A 21,419-nucleotide genomic window follows, 5' to 3' on the forward strand; every position below is an offset into this window, starting at 1 on the left:
TCGGCGGCTCCCTTGGAAAACCAGCACGTAAGGGGCCTGATGGGTTACAAGTTGGCCGACGAGGTGGCGATCAACGCGCCGAAAGCGACCCCGCCGAGGGATCTGCTCGCGCTGATCGCCATCGCTCGGCGGATCAACGACGCGACTCGTACCGGCTGGCTGACCCGTGAGGAGATCGCGCACTGGGCGAGGATCGACGTGCGGTCGGTCAAGCCGATGCGGGAGCGGCTGGTCGAGGCTGGGCTGCTCGTCGTGCTCGAAACGGGGGGCGGGCGCCGGAAGGCGACCGTGTTCTACATTCCTCCGATGCCCGGGTACTTGCCTGGGCAGCCGCCGCGTCCGCTCGACCTGGAGCTCGAAGCGGGCCCTTCGGACTTCCCCGTATCGGTGCCGCACGACCGGAAACGGGGAAGTCCAGACTTCCCCGTTTCTCCTGTGGATGACGCTGTGGACGACCGGGAGATCGGTGGAAAAGGGGGAAGTCCTGGCTTCCCCGTTTCCGGGACCGAAAGGGGGAAGTCTGGGCCGCAAAAGGGGAAGTTTGGGACCAAAAGGGGGAAGTCTGGACTTCCCCCCAATCCTCTCTCCACTCCTCACTCTCAATCCTCTTCATCTCCGTACGGGGTTGAGGAGGAACCGAGCCGACCGGCCGCCGTCCATCGACCGGAAGACGACGACAAGATCAGCAAGGAGGAGAAGAACACCCCGGCGGCCAGCCGCGCCGCCCGGGTCATCACCAAGCGCATCGGAGTGCCGCTCGACGAGGCCGAGCGCGTCGCCCAGGTCATCGCCCGTGAGAACCGCGTCCGCAAGCCGCTGCACATCTACGTCGCAGGCATCCCAGCGGCAGACCTGCGCACCTGGCTTGAGACGACGCACGACCAGGAGGTCCAGCAGCAGGCGAAGGCAGCGCGCACCACGCGCACCGCCCGCCGGTGTGACCTGCACTGGTCGTCGCTGCCCTGCATCGGATGCGCGGCCGACGCCAAGGCCATACCCGACGCGTGAGGAGCTGGTTGGCGGATAACGAGACACCCCGCAAGCCGTCTACCAGCACAAACACAGAACACGCCCACGAGGCGGACTGCCGGAATCACGCGGAAACAGGCCTAAGAGCGGCCAAAACGCGCCGGAAACCCATCAGAACGAGGCTGAGCCACCTCCTCGTCGCTGATGGGTTTTCGCATGTCTCGGGAGATGCTTTGTGACGCGTCTGACGCACTAGGGGACACAAGACGCATCCTGTGCGTCTCTGAGGGCGACGCTGAGCGACGATCACCGCTCGGTAGGTACATGGAGTACCTCTCGGGAAGTGATCACCTTAGCGTCGACCTGAGAGCGTTCTAGCAAGATCGAGACTCGAAAATCCAAGCCGGGGGTGAATGGCTGGTCGCCCGGCGGCGAACCAGGCGAATCGATGCCAATGTAGACGATCAGTCATGCTGACAATCAGTCGGACGCCCGTTCGGTTCGCGTCCCGATCCGCTCTCGGACCGTGATGTGACCGTTATGAATTCGCCAGAAAACCGTTATCGAGAATCGCCCTCTTCAAAGTCATTACTGCCCTACTGTTTGTCATGTGCAGATACGAACAAGCGAACGGGCCGCGTGGCTGGCCGCAGGTGCAGCCGCCACGCTCCTACTCGCAAACACGCTGGCAGGGGGCGGTGTGACCACGGCAACGCTGGTCGCCGCCGACCCTGTCACCACAGTGACCGTGAGCGGTCCGCCCGGACCCCCCGGACCCCAGGGAACCCAGGGGCCGCAGGGCGAGCCGGGCGCGTCTGGTCCGCCCGGACCCCAGGGCGAGACCGGCACCCAGGGCAACCCCGGTCCGTCCGGCCCGCCCGGACCCCAGGGAAGCCCCGGCCCCACCGCCACCGTCACCGCCGTCCCGGTCCCCGGACCGAAGGGCGACAAGGGAGACGCGGGGCCGCAGGGTGACACCGGACCGACCGGCCCCCAGGGCAAGCAGGGCGAGACGGGCGAGCCCGGACCGCAGGGCGAGCCCGGACCGTCCGGCCCCCAGGGCGACACCGGACCGACCGGACCGCAGGGAGAACCCGGACCCACGGGGAGCGCCGGACCGTCCGGCCCTGCCGGTACCGGCGAGCCCGGACCGACCGGAGCCGCAGGGCCCGCCGGACGGGACGGAACCGCCGGACCGTCCGGCAAGCCCGGATCGCCCGGACCCAAGGGCGACCAGGGCGACCCCAGAACGGCCGATACGGCGGAACCCGGCAAGATCGACGCGGCGAACACCGCCACCGGCGACCCCGTGACCGTGTGGTCCGCATGGGCCGCCGCCCTGCTGGCAGTCGGAGCCGCCTCGCTCGGACTGCTGATCAGGTGGCGACGCCGCAAGCGCAGGCAGATCAGCGAAACCGCTGATCAGCACGTTAAAAGCGGCACCGACATCGACGACACACAGCAGCTCTAACCAGCCCGCCCGCCCGGACCGTCCGGGCGGGCACCCAACACCACGAAAGGCAAGACCCGTGCAGATCAGCATCAACCCCGCCGAGATCTTCGACGCCATCGAGCGCGTGACCGTCGCCCACAAGGCCACGTTTTCCCGTCAGGGCGTCTCCCGCCCGACCGGCGTAACCGTGATCGGTCTCGCCGCTTCCGGCCGCCTTGACGAGCTGGCCGATGCCACCTCTGAGGGCAGCGTCGCAGAGCGGATCATCACCGGCGATGACCTGAAGGACGTTCCCGCTGAGTACGTCGCCACCCTTGGCGCTGGCAAGAACGCCATCAAGTTCACGAGCTATGCCCTGATCGGCATGCGTGTTGCCGCTCAGCTTGGGTTCAAGCCCGCGACTATCGCCTCTCTGGGCATGGTGCCCGGCACCAGCGCCCCCAAGGTTCAGAACCTTCTGGCGGAGCTTCCCGAAATGGCCGAGTACCGCAAGGAGATCGACGCCCGCAGGAAGGCCGCCGCGAAGGTCACCGCCGACACGGCCGCCGTGCGGCTCGTGTGGAAGTTCGCCGAGAAGTTCAAGGCCGACCACAACGAAGAGACGTACGCGGAGGTCATGGAAGACCGTGGCCTGTCGTTCGATCGGGTTCAGGAGATCATCCGGCTTCTGACCGCTGAGTCCGAGGTCAAGGCCGCGGAGAAGGCCGACGCCTAGCAGCACCGGGCGCGCCCGTGTCGCCACCACGGGCGCGCCCGCCCCGCCCTTCACCTACCAACGCCGCAACGCCACAGGGAGCCCCATGTTCACCGTCACCCGCGACCAGGCCGAGAACGCCCGAGACCACGCCATGAACGCGCACCGCAGCGCGACCGATCATCAGGCCACATGCCGGAAGTGCCAGACGGAAGGCGTTCCGTGCGAGTTGGGCGGCATGTTGCAGAGCGGCGCAGTCAAGATCGGCAAGGAGGCAGCGGACGCCCTAGCCGCTTACCTCCCGGTCGGGAGCACCGTGATCTACACCGGGCACATTGCCCGCTACCGTAACCGCGTGTGGCTGGTCGCCGGACTTGCCCCGCGCGCGCCTTGGTCGGGATACGTCCTGGCCACGGATGGGCTTGCCCGGATCACGGCGAGCCTGCCGAGCGTGGAGTTGAGCAGCCGTGAAGCGCAGCGGCGCGAGTACGCGCGGACCGCGCGGAAGGCTGTGGAGGCGTGCGCCGCAGTGCTCGCGCGATACCTCGTGTACGTCGACGCGACCGTGAGCATCAATGACGCCGGGTACGTCCGCGTGTCGTGGACATCATCGGAGTTCGTCCGCGCCGAGAACCGCGCCATAGAGGAGGGCAAGGAGGAGTCGGGCCAGTACATCGGCGCGGCCCTGCTCCTGTTGCAGGCTATTCGCTCTCATGTGCAGCGCGGCTCGTGGCACGACGTCGAGCGCGACGCGGACCGCGCCCGCAGGTTGCACGAACACGTAAAGGCGAACGCGTAGCGCGCATCGCGCCTATCAGCGCCGGACCGCATCGCGCGGTTCGGCGCTTTCGCATGCCCCCCGGGGCCCCGGATGCGGGCCGGCCAGGGCTGTAGTTGGCTTGGTGTCTGCGAAAAGAATTTGATCTTGTAGCCTTGTGGGCGTTTCGTCTCGGGGTCGGGGGGTGCCGTGTCTGGTCTTGCTTCTAGGGTGTCGGTGGTGTCGGGCGCGTGTGTGGGTCCGTGTAATGCGAGGTCGCGGCGGGCGTGGGCTGCTTTCGAGGCGGCTCGTGATGAGCATGCGGATCTGGTGGACGAGTGGGTGAGGAAGGGCGAGGTGGGGGAGCCGCCGCTGGAGCCGGAGGTTCCGGAGGTTCGGTGGCGGTCTGGGGTTCCGCTGGTGTGTGGTCGGTGTACGGCGTCGGTGCGGGCGGCGCTGTTGGAGGTGGATGGGTTCGCTGCGCAGCTCGCTCGGGAGGCGGATGGGTTCCGGCCGCCGTCGAAGTGGTCGAGGGTGTCGGGGTCGAGGCCGAAGCCTGCGGTGTCGCCGGTGGGGGAGCTGCTGGAGAAGCTGACGGGCGGGCTGCTCGACTTCGAGGATCGGGCGCGGGAATGGCTGGGTGCGGGGCCTCGTCTGGGCGGGGTCCGGTCGGCGGTTGCTCGGTCGCGGGCGGTGGGCTGGCTGTCGGAGTCGGGCCGCCTGGAGAGCGTCCTCGTTCGGGAGGACCTGGTGGGCCTGGTGGACTTCGTCCTGTCGTGGCGGACGGTGCTCGAACGGATGGTGGGGGATGAGCCGCCTTCGTGGACGCCGGCGCGGTGCCGGTGTGGAGAGCGGCGGTTCCACTGGGACGTGAAGGCGGGCTTCTACGTGTGCGCCACGTGTGGGACGCACGTTTCGGAGCGGGAGGCGTCGGGGCGGGTGGAGCAGGAGGCGGCCCGCTAACAGCGGTACCGCTGTCGGCTTGCGCTGACTGGTGCGGCTGTGTAACACTTCCGGGCGACGGAGAGACTTGTGCCCTCGGACCGATCATGGTTCGAGGGCTTTCCGCTGTTCGGGGGGTGTTGGTGTCCCCTGCGACGGCGAAGACCGCTGCTGTCCGGCTGGGCCGGGAGGCGGTGACGATCCGGCAGTGGGCGCGCAGGTATGGCGTGCGGGTGCTGGGCAAGTCGGGCCGCGAGGTCGTGTATGACTTCGCTGATCTGGCGACGATCGAGGGCTGTATCTGGCGGGGCGAAGAGGTGCCCGAGACGCCGGAGGGCCGGGATGCGTTGCGGGATCGGCTGGCGGCGGCAGCGTGAAATGAGACAGGCAGGGGTGGCTGTGATGGTTCGGAAGTATCAGCGGGTGGCGGGCGCGGAGCGCGAGGAGCTGAAGGCGGAGCTGAAGCGCCGGTACCTCGACGGCGAGTCGATTCGGGGGCTGTCGATCTCGACGGGCCGCTCGTACGGGTTCGTTCACCGGCTGCTGGAGGAGGCGGGGGCGCCGCTGCGCACGCGGGGCGGCAATCAGAGGACGGCCCGCGTGGCTGTTTAGGGGACGAGAAGGTTGATGGCGACGCCGACCGGGATCGACGCGAGGACGCCGAGGCCGAAGAACATCCACTGCTGACGCCGCTCGGCGCGGATGGTGGCTTTGGTTTCGCCGATGAGAATCTGTCGGATCTTTTCGGCTTGCTCCTGGTTCACGTCCAGTAACCGTGCTTGCTCCTCGGCTTGGGCAAGGAGTGCTTCACGTGCGGCCTGCTGAGCTTCTAGGTCTCGTCGCAGATCATCCATCAGGGAAGATGCCTCCGCAAAGGCATCGTTCACTCGTGCGACACGTGCTCGCAGGCTGGCGCCCGGCTCCTCCTGCGCTACAGCCACCCGGTGTGCCGAGTTCCACATCATTCGGATGGCAACGAACACAGCGCCGGGCGGCGCGAGACTCACCCAAATTAGCATCCATATGTATTGATCGTTCGCTAGGCCGAGCGCCGATAGGGCGAGGGTAGTCCCAGCCACGACGCCGGCCACCTGGATGATCGTACGGTTCGATTCCACTCATCCATTTGATTGTCTTTCGGATTTGTCTGCTCTGGAGTTAGCGCAATTGCGATCGAGGCGTTGTGATGTCCGCTCTGTTCGAGCAGTCCATGATCGCTAAAACTGTAACATAATTCACGTTATGTTCCGCTCTGCGTGCTACCCTCACGAGTGATCCACATCCCTCGTGAAAGGTGCTCCCATGAGCAACCCCAGCAGCGACCGGCTCCACCCGGCCGCCGCGTTCGATGACCTCGCGCCCGGCGGTGGCCGATGAGCATCGACTACTCCGACCTCTTCCGCCAGGGCGAGCCCGAGCACGTCCGCCGCGAGCACACCTCCGAGCGAATGAGCGACATCATCGCCCAGTACGAGGGCATCGACCTGCGCTCGGCGTCCATCACTGTGGCCGTCCTCGGTGAGCTGCTTCGCCGGGCCGGTGCGCACCCCGAGTACACGGCGGACGACCTCGACGCGATCCTGTCGCTGGCGTGCGCCAAGCTGTCGATCCGCGCGAGCGTCGAAGATGCGTGCGAGCACTTCGGCGGCGAAAGATGACCGGCGAGCTGGTCCAGGCGCCGCGCGGCGACCTCGCGCTCCCGCTCGACCTGCCGCCGATCATCCTCGACCTGACGCGGGCGTGGCTGTGGTCGTACGACTCGCCGCACACCCGCGAGGCGTACGAGCGGAACATCCGGCGGTGGTTCGAGTTCTGCGCGGAGACCGGCCTCGACCCGCTGGAGGCGCGCAAGCCGCACGGCGACGTGTTCTCCCGCTGGTTCCAGGAGACGGCCCGCCGGCCGCCCAAGCCGAAGACGGTCGCTCAGGTGCTGTCGTCGGTGTCGTCCTGGTATGAGTACCTGCACGAGACCGAAGCCCTCGACGCCAACCGGTTCAAGAAGACGCGGCGGCCGAAGATCCCGCGCAAGCACTCCGAGACGGTGGCGCTCACCAAGGGGGAGGCGCAGGACTTCCTCCGGGCGGCCGACGCCGACCACGGCCGGGAACGGCTGCGTACCGCGGCGCTGATCCGGCTGCTGCTGCAGACCGGCATCCGCATCTCCGAGGCGATCAACGCGGAGATCGACGACCTCGGGTTCGCCCGCGGGTATCGGACGCTGCGCATCACGGTGAAGGGCGGCGACACGATCACCCGGCGTCTGCCGGTGGAGACGACGCACGCGCTGGACGTCTACCTCGCTGAGCGAGCGCGCCGCGAAGGGGTCGAGCTGCAGGACCTGACGGGCCCGCTGTTCGCGACCTCGACGGGCGGTTCGTGGGACAGGTCCAAGGCGTTCGAGCTGGTGCGCCGCATCGCCAAGCAGGCGGGCATCACGTCGAAGGTGTCGCCGCACTCGTGCAGGCACACCTACGCGTCGCTGGCGCAGGAGGCCGGCGTGGCGATGCGGCAGATCCAGCTCGACCTCAATCACGCCGACGTGTCCACGACGGAGATCTACGTGCACAGCCGGGACCGGCTGGAGAAGGACGCTTCCCAGGTGGTGGCGTCGCTGCTGGAGTAGGAGGACCGCGTGCCCAGGTCGAGATCGAGCGCGCTGGACAAGTCGGCCTGGGTGCATCACTGCGGCCATGTGAACCTGGGCACGTGGACGGACCGGGCGGTCTGCGGCGGCTGCCGGTACCGGGTGGACCATGGCGAGGATGTTGAGCAGTACCGGCTCGTCCGGGTCTGGTGAGGATCCTCGGTGTCAGGTGACATCCCATCTGGCCAGTGGTCCGTGGCGTGACCTGGTGACGGCCACTCGGCTGGCAGAGTCGTCTCTGAGCCAGACCATTGGAAGTGGCCCTTCTTCGGCTGTGGGCGGCCCGCTGTTACTTGCGCGGGACCCCCTATCCCTTCCCATGAATTTAACGTAACGTAGTCATATAGTTGCTCAAGGTAGTTACAAGGAGGATCATGGGCCTCAAGCGAACCGCAACCCGCGCGCTCGGCACCCTCGCCGCCACCGCAGCCCTCTGCCTGGCCGGCACCGGCATCGCCCAGGCTGCGACCTGGCAAGACACCGGGCACGACTCGTTCTCCTATGCGGGCTGCCACGCGGATTACTACGCGTATTTCGTCTGGTCGAGCCAAGATCACCAGTGCCTAGAGTGGAGCAACCCCGGCGACCCATTCACCCGAGTCCGGCTGTGGGTACTCAGGTAACGCCTCGCCCTTAACCCCATCCCCAGACGAATTCTCCAGATCACATCCAGATCACATCTAGGGGGCCTCTGTCGCCAGCGGGCGGCAGAGGCTTCCCGTGCGCCCCGGGGTGGGGAGTGCTGGTTCCCGGTAGAGCAAGCCGAGCAGTATCGGCTCGTCCGGGTCTTGGTGAGGTGTCGCGTGAATCCTCGCATTCGTCGCGTTCCTGCACATTCGGTGCGCTGATCACGCGAGGTGCGCACGTCTCAGGTCAACGCTGACGCGCGATCATGTCTGTCCGAGTGTCCTTGGATAGGTCCGAATAGCGATCTTGTTAGCGTTGGCTTGAGACGTTTCCGCAGGTCACCGACATAACGACAAAAGCGAGAGCCGGTGATCCGCCACGAACGGGTCACCGCTCTGCGCTAGATCCATATTGTCGCCATACGGGCGGATCGCCGCCTTGCTGTAGCCGAACCAGGCTGAATACTCGTGGAACGGCGAACCGCCCCACGAGATCAGGCACTCCCAGCCGAGCCGCCCCCGGTGCCAGCACTCCAGTCGGCCCATGTGCCACTCGCCGTCGTCGCAGAAGATCTCGATCATGCGGCGCGGCCAGACGCTGGTCTGCGGGCCGCCTTCATCCAGGGTGGCCGGCCTCAGCATCGGGCGCGCGTCCTCGTGCCACATTCGGCATGTTCCCGGTGCCACGATCATCCTTCCATTATCGAACACTCGTACGGGTACGTACAGGCCGCCCCTCAAGGAGGACCGCCCGTGGCGCTGCGCCCTCCTTTCGCGTACTACGGAGCCAAGGGCAAGCTCGCCCCCTTCCTCGCCTCGCTGCTGCCCAAGCACGAGGTGTACTGCGAGCCGTTCGCCGGGTCCGCGGCGGTGTTCTTCGCCAAGACCCCCACGAAGATCGAGACGATCAACGACATCAACGGCGACCTGATCGCGTTCATGCGAACCCTGCGCGACCAGCCCCGAGCGCTGCAGCGCTCCATCCAGCTCACCCCGTACGCCCGCGCCGAGCACCAGGCGGCGAAGCTCGGCGACGCGAAAGCGAGTGACCTGGAGCGGGCGCGCCGGTGGTGGATCCAGTGCACCCAGAGCCGAAGCGGTGAGGCCGGCGCGTCATGGCGGCGGCCGACGTCCCGGACCCGCGTCAACAACCCGATGACCGCGAAGCGTCTCGGGGCGGCGCTGCGCTGGCACGCGGACCGGCTGCGGGAAGCGTTCATTGAGCAGTGCGACGCCCTGGAGCTCGTCCAGCGGATGGACTCGGCGGACACGGCGTTCTACCTCGACCCGCCGTACCTGCGGAGCACGCGGAACGCGGCCGGGTCTGGCCGGTACGTGAAGGAGATGGATGCCGATGACCAGCACCGTGACCTGCTGGAGCTGCTGAACTCCTGTCGCGGCGCGGTCGTCCTGTCTGGGTACCGGTCGCAGCTGTACGACGAGCTGCTGTCGGGGTGGCGGCGGATCGACTACCGGGTGCGTCAGGCGTCGTCGGATGTGCGGAGCCCGGCGGTCGAGTCGATCTGGGTCAACCACTGAAACCCTCGCGCTTCTCGAAGCTCGATAGGCTTTGTCTCCTTTGCTGGCGAGTAAGGCCCACCGTTACGCTACTGCCCATGACCCGCGTCCCCTGGGCAACTCTCAGCGGTCAAGATATGGAGGACCTCGCTGCCCTCCTGCTCTTCAGCGAATACCCCGACGGGGCTCAACACATCACCCCCTCCCAGGGCGATGGCGGTATAGATGTAAGGATCTGGACGCCGGACGGCTGGGATGTGTACCAGATCAAGAAGTTCTACGAAGCACTGGACTCGAGTCAACAGCGTCAGGTACGCCACTCCTTCGAGGCATTTCAGGCTGAGGCCGCCGCGACCGATATGGCCGTGAAGTGCTGGACTGTGCTCATGCCATGGGATCCGACTCGTGAGCAGCGATCGTGGTTCGAGAAGGAGACTGCTAACGAGGTCTTCCCGACTGCCTGGGAAGGGCTCACTCGTCTCGAACTGCTGGCATGCCACCACCCGGCAGCGGTCGACTACTTCATCGGCAACGGCAAGGAGCGTACTTTCGAGCTCATCGAGCGAGCCATGCGCATCGGGGACTCACCGTTGGAAGTCGGCCCAGGCGGATCCCTGGCTGCCGCGGCCCTGGCCAAAGTGGCAGAGATTGAGGCGCTCCTCCAAAAGACTGATCCGTTCTATCGCTATACCCTGACGATCGAGCCCGCACGGGACTTCGCAGACCCACAAGCTGGTCTCATCCAGCCATCTAACCTTGCCTACGTCAAGTACCACCCAATCGATGCCACTCGTTGCGTAGTTATCCGTGCTTTTCACCGCACAGAAGGCGCGGCCCAACTCGGACCGATCCAGGCGCAGTTCCGGCTGGAGCCTGAAGCAGGGTCGCCAGAGGCCGAGGCTGTCCGCGAGTTCTGGGAGTATGGACTCCCGCTGAAGGACATCCCTGGAACCGTAACGGTGCTCAACGATCCCACCGGTCTCGCTGACGAAGGACCAGCACTGATCTCCTTCTTTGCCAGCCCCGATACCTCGCTCCCTGACCTTGAAGTCCGGCTCTTGGACGAAGGCGGCCAAGTCCTCCATCGCGTTCCTCTTGTTAAGGTGGTTCGATCGGCCGGGCAAGTTGAGGGAGGCTATAGCCTCACGGCGCAGGATCAAGCAGGCATCTTCACGATGGTGGTGAAGGCCAATGTGATGAGTAGGCGCTATGGCTTCCACTTTGTGCTCAACGAGCTCGCCGGGAAGACGCCGATGCGGGCGCTTTCGGCGCTACGGTTCATGCGTGATCTCCTGCCCGGCAATGCGACCGTGCTCGGCCTACAGGGGGCGGGTGAACTTGGGAATCGTGTAGTGGTGCCGGACGGAGCCTCCCCGATTACCCAGCGTGCCGCTGACCTGATGGAGTTCGCCAGAGCACTGCGCATCTTCCAGCAGTACACCCTGACGCGGGTGACTTTTCCGCCGCTCGCCGACCTGACCGTACAGCAGATGCACCGCGTCGCTTTCGTTGTGGATCTCCTGCTAGGACGGGTTTACTCATCGGACTGGTACAGCATTTCGATCAAGGCGGCCGGAGCCCGGATGATCTCGGCACAGTCCACTTCGACCAGCGCCATCGTCCGAACGGAGCCGCTGGTCGTAGACCTAGGCAGCTACTCGATAGAATTCGATATCGAGGAGCAGTACATTTTCCAGCGACCAACGTGCCCCGTCCCTCTTGGCGAGCTTCAGAATTTGCCTGACGACGAGACCGTGGAACTGGTACCTGGTGAGGGTGGCAAGCTGATTCACCGACTGCCGGTGGAGCATGTGCCGTACGTAGTAGAGATCGATTGAGCTCTCGGGCGGGTTCTTTTCGGCTCATCCGGCAGGCTAGCCCCGTAAAGCGCGATGCGCCTGCGGGGCTAGCCTGCGTCAGGAGTTGTTGCCCTCGTCGCTCTTTCCGGTACCTGAGAAGATTGCCTTGACCCACTCAACGAAGCGGTCAAGCACTTCGAGAAGCCAGTCGCGTCGGTCCTTGGGCAGGGCAACGGAGCAAACGAGTGCTGGAACGAATGCCAGTACGGCAACCGTCAGCGGCAGCGCCATCAGGGCTGCGACGATCACACGCAGCCATAGAGGGAAACCAGACATCAAAGGTCCTTGCACCGACAGAGGCTCCTCCAGGAGTAGTCCCTGAAGTGCCTCATGGCCAACCGTCTCCACGGGCGCGAAGACGGGCAGTGCTCGCATGATCCTGAAATCGCTGAATCCTGAAATCCTGTGATCCTGAGTTTGCTTTGCGCGTGATCGTTAGATTCGTGAGTTACGTGATCGCAAGAATGATTTGCAGCGCTGAAGACGGGATCGTTTGAGACGTGGCGTGTCGAGTGCTTGTGTCGCTGTGTTTCGTGGCGTGAAGGCTATCGGCATCACGTGCGCCGAGTCGTTGAACGGGATTGTACACATGGTGGGCTCATCAATCAGCTAATCCTGGAGGTTGCCGTGCCTGCCATCGTCTCCCAGGCCTATCGCATCGTTCCGGTCGGCGACCTCGAACCGCACCCCGACAACCCTCACCAGGGCGACGTGGATGTGATCGCCGAGTCGATCGCGAACAACGGCTTCTACGGCACGGTCCTGGTCCAGCAGTCGCGGATGCGGATCATCGCCGGTGAGCACCGCTGGCGCGGCGCGAAGGCCAACGGCCTGGACCAGGTGCCGGTCCTGATCATCGACGTGGACGACGACACCGCCACCCGGATCATGCTCGCGGACAACCGCACGGCTGAGTTCGGTGGGTACGACGATCAGGTCCTGTCCGAGCTGCTGCGCGGCCTAGACGACCTCGACGGCACCGGCTGGTCCGATGGCGACTTGAACGACCTGCTCGCGGACATTGATAGCGGTATCGCTATCGTCAGCGACACGCCAGCGAGCCCACGCGCCGCCCGGGCGGACGACGGCGACGGCCAGGAGGAGCGGTCGCGGCCGCGCATCGATCTCGACGACGACGAGGACGGCCCGGACGACGACGGCGAAGACGACGACGCGCCGCCGCCCCGCCCGAAGGCCGGCCTGACGGCGGACCTCCTCATCACGCTGACCGCCGCCGAGCACGACGAGCTGAACGCTCTGCTCGGGCGCATCCGAGCTCGCAACGGCAACGCCACCACCGCGCAGATCGTGTTGGCCGCGCTGCGCGCCTACGCCGACCTTTAGCAGACCTGGAGGCCCCCATGGTTGTCGGCAAGGCGCGCCAGGTCGAGATCTCCCAGCGCCGCTACCAGGCGGTTCAGATGCGGATCGCTGGCGTGAGCCCCACCGTGATCGCTGAACGGCTGGGCTACTCGGGCGCGGCCTCGGTGTCGAAGGACATCGACCGGGCGCTGCAGAAGGCCGCCAAGCAGGAGCAGATGGCCAGCGAGCAACTCCTCAAGCTGGAGATCGACCGGCTCGACCGCATCATGGCCTCGTTGTGGCCGAAGGTCTTGAAAGGCGAGGTCAACGCGGCCGAGACCGCGCTCAAGTGCATCAACCGGCGGGCGACCCTGCTGGGCCTGGACCTCATCAACCGCAACGGCGTCGCGGACGGCGACATGGCGTCGCTGCTGGGCAACTTGCTGCTCCAGATTCAGCAGAAGCACGCCATCCCCGACCCCGACACGGACAGCCTCGTCGAGGCCGAGGTGATCGGCGAGATCGAGTCGGGGGACGGCCTGTGAGCACGCCGGCGCCGACGCCGCTGAACCTGTCTCCCAAGCAGTTGAGGTCGATCGGCGAGTCCACGGCCCGCCTGAACATCTGGTCCGGCGCGATCCGGTCAGGCAAGACGATCGCCTCGCTGCTGCGGTGGGTGATGTACGTCGCCAACGCGCCGCGCGGGGGCTCGTTGGTGATCGTAGGCAAGACGAGCGACACCATCGCTAGAAACGTCTTTGACGTGCTGCAGGACCCGGCAATTACGGGGCCGATAGCTCGGCGGATCATCTACACCCGGGGTGCCCCGACCGCGAACATCCTCGGGCGGCGCATCGAGATCATCTCGTCGAACGACGCCCGGTCGGAGAACCGGTTGAGGGGTATGACCTGCGCCGGGGCGTACGTCGATGAGATCACGCTTATCGAGCGGGAGTTCTGGGACCAGCTCTTGGCCCGGCTCAGCGTCACGGGTGCCAAGCTGTTCGGGACGACGAACCCCGACGCTCCGAACCACTGGTTGAAGCGGCAGTTCCTTGACCGCAAGTACGAGCTTGACCTGCGGCATTGGCACTTCAGGTTGGACGACAATACGGCGTTGGACCCGGCGTACGTCAAGGCGCTCAAGGCTGAGTACACCGGGTTGTGGTACAAGCGGTTCATTGAGGGCCGCTGGGTCATGGCCGAGGGCGCGATCTACGACATGTTCGACCCGGACCGGCACGTCGTCACTGAGCTGCCGCCCATGGAGCGGTGGTTGGCCCTGGGCGTTGACTACGGCACGGTCAATCCGTTCGACGCCATCCTCATCGGCGTGTCCACCCCAGACGACCAAGGGCAGCGGCGCATCTACCTCGCCAGCGAGTTCCGCTGGGACTCCCGCGCCGAGCGGAAGCAACTCACCGACGCCGAGTACAGCCAGAAGCTCGGCGCGTGGCTGGACAACCTGCCCGACACCTACGGCCCCGGCACCCGCGGGGTGCGGCCGCAGTGGGTGGTGGTGGACCCGTCCGCCGCGAGTTTCATTACGCAACTTCAGCGCGACGGCTTCACCCCGACGATGGGGGACAACTCCGTCAACGACGGCATCCGCACCGTGTCCAACCTGCTCGGTGCTGACCACCTGCGGGTGCACAGCTCAGTGTCCGGGTTCCTCGACGAAGTCGGCTCGTACGCGTGGGACGACAAGAAGGCCGAGAAGGGCGATGACGTCCCGGTGAAACTGGATGATCACGCGCTGGACGCCGTCAGGTACGGCCTGCACACCACGCAAGCGGCCTGGCTGCCGCTGCTGCAGCCGGTCTACTGACCCCCGATCGTGCACCCCCGTTCTGTGGCGGGCTGAGGGGTGCGCCGCTCCGCACGTCCACCCGCGTGCGTTGAGCACCAGGTGCGGTCCCGGCTCCGTAGTTGAGGGGCTACCAGGCCGGGGCCGCGCCTACGTCACGCCGAGCAATTCACGACTGATCGTCAGAGCCATCCGCACCGGGGTGGACCTTCTACATGTCCGGGCGGGTAACCCCGTCATCTGAGGAGCCACTTTGAAGCGCATCCCAGCCACCGGCGACATCGTCCGCTACCGCGGCAGGCAGGGCCTTTGCGCCCTGCGCGCGGCGATTGTCACGGCAGACACGACCACGCTGGACCCGGAAGGCGTCAAGATCGGCGCGGTGCCCGCGCTCGACAGCGACTGGCACGTCCACCTGTGGGTCTTCACGCCTGGGCAGGTGGGTGGCTTCCACGAGTACAACGTCGCGCCCGGTGACGCCCCAGGCACCTGGCACTGGCCGGTGACCGCCGGATGAGCAACCAGACGATCACTTGGCGACAAGCCGCCGTTCACGCCGCTGCTGTCCTGGAGCGCGCGGACTGCGAGCCCAACCCGGACATGGTCGAGGCCAAGGTCTCCATCGCCGATGGCTGGACGCAACTGGCCGTCGCCCTGTCGGAGATCGAGAAGACATGAGGAGGGTGGCCGATGCCGCTTCCCGAGCGTAATCAGGAGTGGCCGCCGCCAGCGATCCGACAGGAGATGCGGCTCTACGACACTCACGGCGCCTGGTACGGCGGCGACCCGGACAAGCTGGCGCAGGTGTACGGCGGCAACCGGGCCGCGCCGATGGTGGGAATGGACCCGAAGGGCTGGGACCGGCCGATCAGCCGCATGGGCGGCTACCTCGGGCGGGCGGTCCGCTACTTCTGGGGGACGCCCACACCGGCGGCGCAGTCGCGGGCGACGAAGCTGCACATCCCGCTCGCCGCCGACATCGCCGCGACCAGCGCCGACCTGCTGTTCAGCGAGCCTCCGACACTGAAGCTGAAGGGCAAGAAGGGGCAGCAGCGGCTCGACAGCGTGCTGCACGAGGCCGGCGTGTACGGCAGCCTGCTGGAGGCCGCCGAACTGGCCGCCGCGTACGGGGGCGTCTACCTGCGGGTGGGCTGGGACACGACGATGGCTGACCATCCGGTCGTGGACGCGCTGCCGCCGGACGCCGCCGTGCCCGAGTTCCACAACGGCCGGCTCAAGGCAGTGACGTTCTGGCGGGTCGTGTACGAGGACGACCGGTCGGGTGAGGTGTGGCGGCACCTGGAGAAGCACGAACAGGGTCGGGTCTTCCACGGCTTGTACCTGGGCGATGAGGACCACCTGGGCCGACAGATGCCGCTGGAGGATCACCCAGCGACCGCCGAGTTCGCCGAGCTGGTGGACGAGGATGGCGGGTTCGACAGCGGGTTCGAGCGTGGCCTGCTGGTCGAGTACATCCCGAACATGAGGCCGCACCGCTCGATCCGAGGCACGGCGATCGGCCGCTCGGACTATGCAGGCGTCGAACCGCTCATGGATGCGCTGGACGAGACGTGGACGAGCTGGATGCGAGATCTGCGGCTCGGCAAGGCGCGGATCATCGTCCCGGAGATCTACCTGACGACGGCCGGGCGCGGGCAGGCCGCGTCGTGGGACCCGGACCGGGAGATCTATGCCCCGCTGGGCGGCATGCTGCCGTCGCCGCAGAATCCCGGCGGCATGATCACGCTCAGCCAGTTCAAGATCCGCGTGCAGGAGCATTCAGATACGTCGAAGCACCTGGTGGAGCAGATCGTTCGTGGCGCTGGATACTCCGTGCAGAGCTTCGGTGAGGGTGGGGACGGGCAGGCCCGGACGGCGACTGAGATCCACATGCAGAAGCACCGGTCGTACTCGACGCGCGGTCGGAAGATCGGTTACTGGACGCCGCGTTTGGCCTGGCTGTCGGAGGCGATGCTGGCCGTCGATCACGCGGTGTTCGGGACGAAGGTTGTGGCCGAGCGGGCGACCGTGGAGTGGCCGGACGGCGTCATGCCGGATCCGGAGTCGATGGGCCGCACCCTGGACATGCTGAACAGGGCGCAAGCTGTCAGCCTGGATACGAAGATCCGTTGGGTGCATCCCGACTGGGACGATGTGCAGGTTCGGGCTGAGATGGAGAGGCTGCGCGACGAGCTGGGGCTGAACGTCCCCGACCCGGCGATGCTGGGCGAGACGTGGATTCCTGACGCGACCGGCGAGGACTGATGGCCATCACTCCAGCCACCGCGATCGAGGAGGGCCTGGAGCAGGCGCGGAAGGTCGCCGCCGTGTACGCCGACGCGGAGACGGCGCTGCTGGAGCGCATCGCCGCGCGGGTCGGCAAGGACCTCGACAACGACGACGGCGACGACTGGGCGGACAAGCGGCTCGCCGAGGTGGCCCAGCTCCGCAAGGAAGCCGAGTCCATCGTCCGCCGGCTGCAGGCCGCGTCGACGGCGGCCGCACAGGCGGCGGTGCTCGACACGTGGGCCGAAGGTATGGACGCCGCAGTGCGCGGAGCCGTGCTGCAGGTCCACGACCGGAAGGTCCGCAAGCGGCTGGAGCGGGTGCTGCAGGACGCGAAGAACCTTGGCGCGAGCCGGGGCATCAACGCGGGGCAGGGCGTTGCCGAGTTGGCCGTGCAGACCGTTCGCATAGTTACGTCAGTGCATGAGGGAGCACTGCGGGCGGTAGACGACATCTTCCGCAACGTCGTCGCCGAGACGGCCAGCCGGGCACTGATTGGCGCGGAGACTCGGCGGGAGGCTGCGCAGCGGGCGCTCGACCGGCTCACCGCGCAGGGCATCACCGGGTTCACCGACTCGGCCAACCCGCCCCGCACGTGGAACATGGCCAGCTACGTCGAGATGGCCATGCGGACGGCGACCGCGCGAGCAGCGGTGGACGGTCATCTGTCCACGCTCCGCGACGCCGGGATCAACCTGGTCAGCGTGTCGCGGCTGCCGTACACGTGCGACCGGTGCGCCCGCTGGGAGGGCGAAGTGCTGGCCCTGACCGGGGCGGCCGGGACGCGCGTGGAGGAAAACCCGGCGACCGGAGTGCAGGTGTTCATGCAGGTTGCGGGGACGGTCGCGGAGGCGCGGCTGGCGGGTCTGCTGCACCCGAACTGCGGGCACAGCCTGAACGCCTACCTCCCCGGAGTATCGAGGCCAGCACCCGTCGTGCAGTCGAAGACCAGCTACAAGGAGTCGCAGCAGCAGCGCTACCTGGAGCGGAAGGTCCGGGAGAACAAGCGGCGCGCGGCGGTCGCGCTCGACGACGACGCCCGCGCGAAAGCGGACGCGAAGACGGCCGACTACCAGCAGCAGCTCAAGGACCTGACGAAGGCAACAGGGCTGCGGCGCAAGACCGACCGGGAGAAGGCCGACGCGCCGCCCACGGACCTGGACAAGCTCACCGACAAGCAACTCGCCGACCTGGCCAGCAAGTTCGGCCACGACGAGCAGACGTTGGCCCGGCTTGAGCAGGAGACGAGCCGCCGCGACGAGGCCGACGAGACGGCCCGGAGAGCAGCCGGCCCAGCCGCACAGGACGACCCGATCGCCGCGCTGTCGGAGGTCAACGACCTGGGAGACCTGACCGACGACCACGTGACAGCGCTGATGGAGCGGTACCGCGACGACGAGCAGGGCATGGCCCGCGTGCTCGACGAGCTGGACCGCATCGAGCGCCAGACCCGCGAGCGCGAGAACTGGTCGTGGAACTGGCGAGAGGAGGAGACCGACGCCGATCGGGCGCTCTCGGACCTGATCGCCTCGGGCCGCTACTCCTACATGGAGGCGTACGCCGAGGTTCACGGGCTGGACCCGGCAGAGCTGGACCGCCAGGAGCGGCGGGTCCTGCTGGAGGCGGACCGCCGACCGGGCGAGGACATCGACCAGACGGTACGCCGCCTGTACGCCGAATGGCTCGACCAGATGCATGAGCGGGCCGAGCAGGTGACGAACGGGGTCTTGCTGAACGCAGGGGGCCGGGCGGCTCGGATCAACGACCGGTCGCTGTTCTCCGGACCGGCCGCGCGTGCCCGCAAGTACGCCTCGGAGGAACTGCTGCGGTTCTGGCAGGACAACGGGCGGCTGACGCTCACGGAGTTCCGCGCGCAGTGGCTCGGACGTGAGTCTGACCGGCGGGCGGCCGAGCAGATCCGCGCGGGCGGTGCTGGGAGGGAGTTCGGCGTATGACCATCTCCGAGACCGACCGCAGAGCGGCCGTCACATTCGGCCGCCTGGCCGGCGAACGCGGCATCCCGGTGACCGCCTGCCCGTACTCGGCGCGGGGCGATGACCGGGAGCGTGCGCTGCGGCTGCTGTGGATGCGCATGTACGTGCGGCACAGCTCGGGCGCATAGACGCGCTCTTTGTGGGTCCGCCAGGCGCGGGCCTTTCCCATGTTCCGACGACACGCTCCAGGAGGGCGATCTCGTCATGCCTGAAAACACTGAGCCGACCACCGATGGAAGCGGCGAAGGCCAGCCGCAGCAGGAGGAGCAGAACCCTCCGGCTGGGGCCGAGGTCACGCCGCCCGAGCAGTCGGCGGCCGACGATACGACGGTCAACCCCGACGCCAAGCGCGTGGACCAACTCCCGCCGTGGGCGCAGAAGCTCATCAAGGACACCCGCTCGGAGGCGGCCGACTGGCGGTCCAAGCTGAAGGACGCGCAGAAGACGGCCGACGAGGCGACCGCCCAGCAGGGGCCGTCGCAGGAGGAGATCACCCAGCAGGTCAAGACGGACTTCGCCCAGCAGATCGCCAAGGCCCTGGGCCTGGCGGCTGAGGAGGAGAAGCCGATCGACCCGCAGAAGGTGATCGAGACGCTGACGGCCGAGCGGGACACCACGGCGACGGAGCGCGACCAGGAGCGCGAGCGGCACCGCCGCGCCCTGATCGAGCTTGCAGTTCATCGCGCCAGCCAGAAGGTCGGCGCGGACCCGGACGCCCTGCTCGACTCCAGGTCATTCCTGAAGGCGGTCCGGGACATGGATCCGGACGCCGATGATTTCTCCACCGGCCTGGCCGAGACCATCCAGACGGCGGTGGAGAACAACCCGAAGTTCAAGTCGGCCACCCAGGCGGGGCCGCCTGCACGCTCGGGGGGTGAGTTCACCGGCGGGCCTGGTGAGCGAGCGCCGAGTTCCGAGCCCTCCATCGACGAGTTCCGCGCCAGGCGTAAGAAGCGCGCCTCGTCCTAATCGCTGATTGCGGGATCGCAATCAGCTTCCTGAAGAGGTGAAAGGCCCGAATGGCTAACACTTTTCTGACCCCGAGCATCATCGCCAAGGCGGCGCTGGCCACGCTCTACGAGACCTGTGTCATGGCCCAGCTTGTCCACCGTGACTATGAGCAGGAGTTCGTATCGCGTGTCGGCGACACGATCTCCGTGAGGAAGCCCGCCGTCTTCCAGGCGAACGAGTTCGACAGGGCGACGGGCATCCAGATCCAGAACGCGTCCGAGGGCAGCGTGCCGATCACGCTGAATCACTTCGCCGACGTCTCCTTCAGCGTGACCGCTGAGGAGTTGACCTTGGAAATCGAGGACTTCGGCACGCAGCTCCTCAACCCGGCGATGGAGGCGATCAGCCAGAAGGTCGACCGGGACATCCTGAGCCTGCGGAACGACATCGTGCAGCGGGTGGGCGTTCCGGGGACGACGCCTACGGGCCTTACCGGCGAGGTGATCCACCCGTACGACGACCCGAAGACGGCGATCGACGCCAGGCGCGTGCTCAACCAGCGCTCCGTTCCGGCGGCGGACCGCCACCTGGTGATCGGCCCGGAGATTGAGGCGCTCTGGCTGTCGGACCCGCTGTTCCATGCGGCCGACGTCAGGGGCGACACGGACGGTCTCCGTGAGGCTTCGCTGGGCAGGCGGGTTTTCGGACACGATGCCTACCAGACTCAGAACATCGACGCGCCGACTGGCACGCCGTCCACTGGACAGCCGAACACCGAGATCGGAGTGGCTTTTCATCGGACCGCGTTCGCTTTGGTGACCCGTCCCTTGGTGCTTCCGCAGGGCGCGGCAAACGCCGCTGTGGAGAGCTACAAGGGGTTTGGGGTCAGAGTGGTGATGGATTACGACATCTCCAAAAAGCAGGACATCGTGTCGGTGGACTGCCTCTACGGCGTCAAGACCCTCGACGCCAACAGGGCCGTGCTGATCCACGGAGTCGTGGCGTGACCTACGTCTACCGCAATTCCAACACCGGGCAGGTGGTCCCGCTCGACCAGCGGGACCCCTGCCTGGACATGTTGGACAACTGGCGGATCGTCGGCGGACCCGAGCCCGCCGACGCGTCCGGCCCGGCTTCGGCCGGGCCGGACCGCCCGTCCGAGCACGACAACAAGGCCGTGTGGGTCGAGTACGCGGTCTCTCGCGGCATGTCCGAGAGCGACGCCAAGGCGCTGTCGAAGGCGGCGCTGATCGAGGAATTCGGGGAGGACCCAGATGGCGAGGACTGATTTGGCCGTCCGGTCCATGCCGCGTGCCGGCGTTGCGCTCGGCGTCGGCCTGGTCGCGGCCCATGTGGACGGCAATGCCTTCGACCACACCGACCGGCGCATGCTGCTGCTCAAGAACGGCAACGGCGCGCCCGCGACGGCGACCGTGCAGATCCCCGCGACGGTCGAGGGCCAGGAGGTGGAGGACCTGCCGGTCGCCATCCCGGCCAACGACAGCGTGCTGCTGCCGCCGTTCAGTGCGGTGTACCGGCAGGAGAACGGCAAGGTCTACATCGACTACGCGGCCCCGGCCGGGCTCACGGTCGGCGTGCTCGAACAGCCGGTGTAGC

Annotated in this window: 28 protein-coding genes; 25 read left to right on the forward strand and 3 right to left on the reverse strand. The window is 66.8% G+C overall.

Going from position 1 to position 21,419, the window contains the following annotated elements; all coding sequences use genetic code 11:
* Positions 1–39: 39 nt before the first annotated feature.
* From ACZ6S0_RS06875 to ACZ6S0_RS06905, 7 genes are all read left to right on the forward strand, one after another.
* Complete coding sequence (locus ACZ6S0_RS06875; protein ID WP_465914167.1) at positions 40–1,008, forward strand: hypothetical protein; 969 nt, start codon at positions 40–42, stop codon at positions 1,006–1,008.
* A gap of 661 nt (positions 1,009–1,669) precedes the next feature.
* Complete coding sequence (locus ACZ6S0_RS06880; protein WP_465914170.1) at positions 1,670–2,440, forward strand: hypothetical protein; 771 nt, start codon at positions 1,670–1,672, stop codon at positions 2,438–2,440.
* A 58-nt stretch (positions 2,441–2,498) separates the two neighbouring features.
* Positions 2,499–3,137, forward strand: coding sequence for a hypothetical protein (locus tag ACZ6S0_RS06885; protein WP_465914174.1), 639 nt, complete (start codon positions 2,499–2,501; stop codon positions 3,135–3,137).
* A gap of 85 nt (positions 3,138–3,222) precedes the next feature.
* Positions 3,223–3,915 (forward strand): hypothetical protein, encoded by a 693-nt coding sequence (locus ACZ6S0_RS06890; RefSeq protein WP_465914178.1) that lies wholly within the window; start codon positions 3,223–3,225, stop codon positions 3,913–3,915.
* 528 nt (positions 3,916–4,443) lie between these two features.
* Positions 4,444–4,836, forward strand: coding sequence for a hypothetical protein (locus ACZ6S0_RS06895; protein WP_465914182.1), 393 nt, complete (start codon positions 4,444–4,446; stop codon positions 4,834–4,836).
* A 122-nt stretch (positions 4,837–4,958) separates the two neighbouring features.
* The gene (locus ACZ6S0_RS06900) at positions 4,959–5,192 is read left to right on the forward strand and encodes a MerR family transcriptional regulator (RefSeq protein ID WP_465914184.1); all 234 of its coding nucleotides are present in this window, start codon (positions 4,959–4,961) and stop codon (positions 5,190–5,192) included.
* Between the two features lie 25 nt (positions 5,193–5,217).
* Positions 5,218–5,427 (forward strand): helix-turn-helix domain-containing protein, encoded by a 210-nt coding sequence (locus ACZ6S0_RS06905; protein WP_465914188.1) that lies wholly within the window; start codon positions 5,218–5,220, stop codon positions 5,425–5,427.
* Here the strand turns inward: ACZ6S0_RS06905 and ACZ6S0_RS06910 are convergent.
* The gene (locus tag ACZ6S0_RS06910) at positions 5,424–5,906 is read right to left on the reverse strand and encodes a hypothetical protein (RefSeq protein ID WP_465914191.1); all 483 of its coding nucleotides are present in this window, start codon (positions 5,904–5,906) and stop codon (positions 5,424–5,426) included. The two genes, ACZ6S0_RS06905 and ACZ6S0_RS06910, sit on opposite strands and share 4 nt — an antisense overlap.
* Positions 5,907–6,188: 282 nt before the next feature.
* Here ACZ6S0_RS06910 and ACZ6S0_RS06915 point away from each other — a divergent pair, with 282 nt between their 5' ends.
* The 4 genes from ACZ6S0_RS06915 (at position 6,189) to ACZ6S0_RS06930 (ending at position 8,082) form a co-directional block, all read left to right on the forward strand.
* Positions 6,189–6,473, forward strand: coding sequence for a hypothetical protein (locus ACZ6S0_RS06915; RefSeq protein WP_465914195.1), 285 nt, complete (start codon positions 6,189–6,191; stop codon positions 6,471–6,473).
* Positions 6,470–7,438 carry a tyrosine-type recombinase/integrase gene (locus ACZ6S0_RS06920; protein WP_465914199.1) on the forward strand — a complete coding sequence of 323 codons (969 nt, stop codon included), beginning with the start codon at positions 6,470–6,472 and terminating at the stop codon, positions 7,436–7,438. The genes ACZ6S0_RS06915 and ACZ6S0_RS06920 overlap by 4 nt, the downstream gene beginning before the upstream one ends.
* A gap of 9 nt (positions 7,439–7,447) precedes the next feature.
* Complete coding sequence (locus tag ACZ6S0_RS06925; RefSeq protein ID WP_465914203.1) at positions 7,448–7,612, forward strand: hypothetical protein; 165 nt, start codon at positions 7,448–7,450, stop codon at positions 7,610–7,612.
* A 221-nt stretch (positions 7,613–7,833) separates the two neighbouring features.
* Positions 7,834–8,082, forward strand: coding sequence for a hypothetical protein (locus ACZ6S0_RS06930; protein WP_465914207.1), 249 nt, complete (start codon positions 7,834–7,836; stop codon positions 8,080–8,082).
* Positions 8,083–8,424: 342 nt separating this feature from the next.
* Here ACZ6S0_RS06930 and ACZ6S0_RS06935 read toward each other — a convergent pair whose 3' ends face one another.
* The gene (locus ACZ6S0_RS06935) at positions 8,425–8,778 is read right to left on the reverse strand and encodes a hypothetical protein (protein WP_465914211.1); all 354 of its coding nucleotides are present in this window, start codon (positions 8,776–8,778) and stop codon (positions 8,425–8,427) included.
* A 60-nt stretch (positions 8,779–8,838) separates the two neighbouring features.
* On the opposite strand from ACZ6S0_RS06935, the gene ACZ6S0_RS06940 reads away from it, so the two are divergent.
* Both ACZ6S0_RS06940 and ACZ6S0_RS06945 read left to right on the forward strand, forming a co-directional pair.
* On the forward strand, positions 8,839–9,624 hold the full coding sequence (locus tag ACZ6S0_RS06940) for a DNA adenine methylase (protein WP_465914215.1): 786 nt from the start codon (positions 8,839–8,841) through the stop codon (positions 9,622–9,624).
* Positions 9,625–9,701: 77 nt separating this feature from the next.
* Positions 9,702–11,441, forward strand: a complete 1,740-nt coding sequence (locus ACZ6S0_RS06945; RefSeq protein ID WP_465914220.1) for a hypothetical protein — start codon at positions 9,702–9,704, stop codon at positions 11,439–11,441.
* A 78-nt stretch (positions 11,442–11,519) separates the two neighbouring features.
* On the opposite strand, the gene ACZ6S0_RS06950 is transcribed toward ACZ6S0_RS06945, so the two are convergent.
* On the reverse strand, positions 11,520–11,738 hold the full coding sequence (locus ACZ6S0_RS06950) for a hypothetical protein (protein ID WP_465914225.1): 219 nt from the start codon (positions 11,736–11,738) through the stop codon (positions 11,520–11,522).
* Positions 11,739–12,089: 351 nt separating this feature from the next.
* Between ACZ6S0_RS06950 and ACZ6S0_RS06955 the strand changes: the two genes are divergently transcribed.
* The 12 genes from ACZ6S0_RS06955 to ACZ6S0_RS07010 all read left to right on the forward strand — a co-directional run bounded on the left by ACZ6S0_RS06955 (position 12,090) and on the right by ACZ6S0_RS07010 (position 21,418).
* The gene (locus tag ACZ6S0_RS06955) at positions 12,090–12,806 is read left to right on the forward strand and encodes a ParB/RepB/Spo0J family partition protein (RefSeq protein WP_465914228.1); all 717 of its coding nucleotides are present in this window, start codon (positions 12,090–12,092) and stop codon (positions 12,804–12,806) included.
* Positions 12,807–12,823: 17 nt separating this feature from the next.
* Positions 12,824–13,309, forward strand: coding sequence for a hypothetical protein (locus tag ACZ6S0_RS06960; protein WP_465914232.1), 486 nt, complete (start codon positions 12,824–12,826; stop codon positions 13,307–13,309).
* Positions 13,306–14,592 carry a PBSX family phage terminase large subunit gene (locus ACZ6S0_RS06965; RefSeq protein WP_465914237.1) on the forward strand — a complete coding sequence of 429 codons (1,287 nt, stop codon included), beginning with the start codon at positions 13,306–13,308 and terminating at the stop codon, positions 14,590–14,592. The genes ACZ6S0_RS06960 and ACZ6S0_RS06965 overlap by 4 nt, the downstream gene beginning before the upstream one ends.
* A 232-nt stretch (positions 14,593–14,824) precedes the next feature.
* Positions 14,825–15,088 (forward strand): hypothetical protein, encoded by a 264-nt coding sequence (locus ACZ6S0_RS06970; protein WP_465914240.1) that lies wholly within the window; start codon positions 14,825–14,827, stop codon positions 15,086–15,088.
* On the forward strand, positions 15,085–15,249 hold the full coding sequence (locus ACZ6S0_RS06975) for a hypothetical protein (protein ID WP_465914243.1): 165 nt from the start codon (positions 15,085–15,087) through the stop codon (positions 15,247–15,249). The genes ACZ6S0_RS06970 and ACZ6S0_RS06975 overlap by 4 nt, the downstream gene beginning before the upstream one ends.
* 12 nt (positions 15,250–15,261) lie before the next feature.
* Positions 15,262–16,836 (forward strand): phage portal protein, encoded by a 1,575-nt coding sequence (locus ACZ6S0_RS06980; RefSeq protein WP_465914246.1) that lies wholly within the window; start codon positions 15,262–15,264, stop codon positions 16,834–16,836.
* Positions 16,836–18,812, forward strand: coding sequence for a phage minor capsid protein (locus ACZ6S0_RS06985; RefSeq protein ID WP_465914251.1), 1,977 nt, complete (start codon positions 16,836–16,838; stop codon positions 18,810–18,812). The genes ACZ6S0_RS06980 and ACZ6S0_RS06985 overlap by 1 nt, the downstream gene beginning before the upstream one ends.
* Positions 18,809–18,979, forward strand: coding sequence for an Rmf/CrpP fold protein (locus tag ACZ6S0_RS06990; protein ID WP_465914255.1), 171 nt, complete (start codon positions 18,809–18,811; stop codon positions 18,977–18,979). The genes ACZ6S0_RS06985 and ACZ6S0_RS06990 overlap by 4 nt, the downstream gene beginning before the upstream one ends.
* Before the next feature lie 76 nt (positions 18,980–19,055).
* Entirely contained in the window at positions 19,056–19,820 is a 765-nt protein-coding gene (locus ACZ6S0_RS06995) for a hypothetical protein (protein ID WP_465914257.1), read from the forward strand.
* Positions 19,821–19,870: 50 nt separating this feature from the next.
* Complete coding sequence (locus tag ACZ6S0_RS07000; RefSeq protein ID WP_465914261.1) at positions 19,871–20,809, forward strand: major capsid protein; 939 nt, start codon at positions 19,871–19,873, stop codon at positions 20,807–20,809.
* Positions 20,806–21,090, forward strand: coding sequence for a hypothetical protein (locus ACZ6S0_RS07005; RefSeq protein ID WP_465914265.1), 285 nt, complete (start codon positions 20,806–20,808; stop codon positions 21,088–21,090). The genes ACZ6S0_RS07000 and ACZ6S0_RS07005 overlap by 4 nt, the downstream gene beginning before the upstream one ends.
* Entirely contained in the window at positions 21,077–21,418 is a 342-nt protein-coding gene (locus tag ACZ6S0_RS07010; RefSeq protein WP_465914266.1) for a hypothetical protein, read from the forward strand. Before ACZ6S0_RS07005 ends, ACZ6S0_RS07010 begins: the two co-directional genes overlap by 14 nt.
* The last annotated feature ends 1 nt before the right edge of the window (position 21,419 follow it).

The sequence above is a fragment of the Nonomuraea sp. NPDC051298 genome, assembly GCF_055586305.1.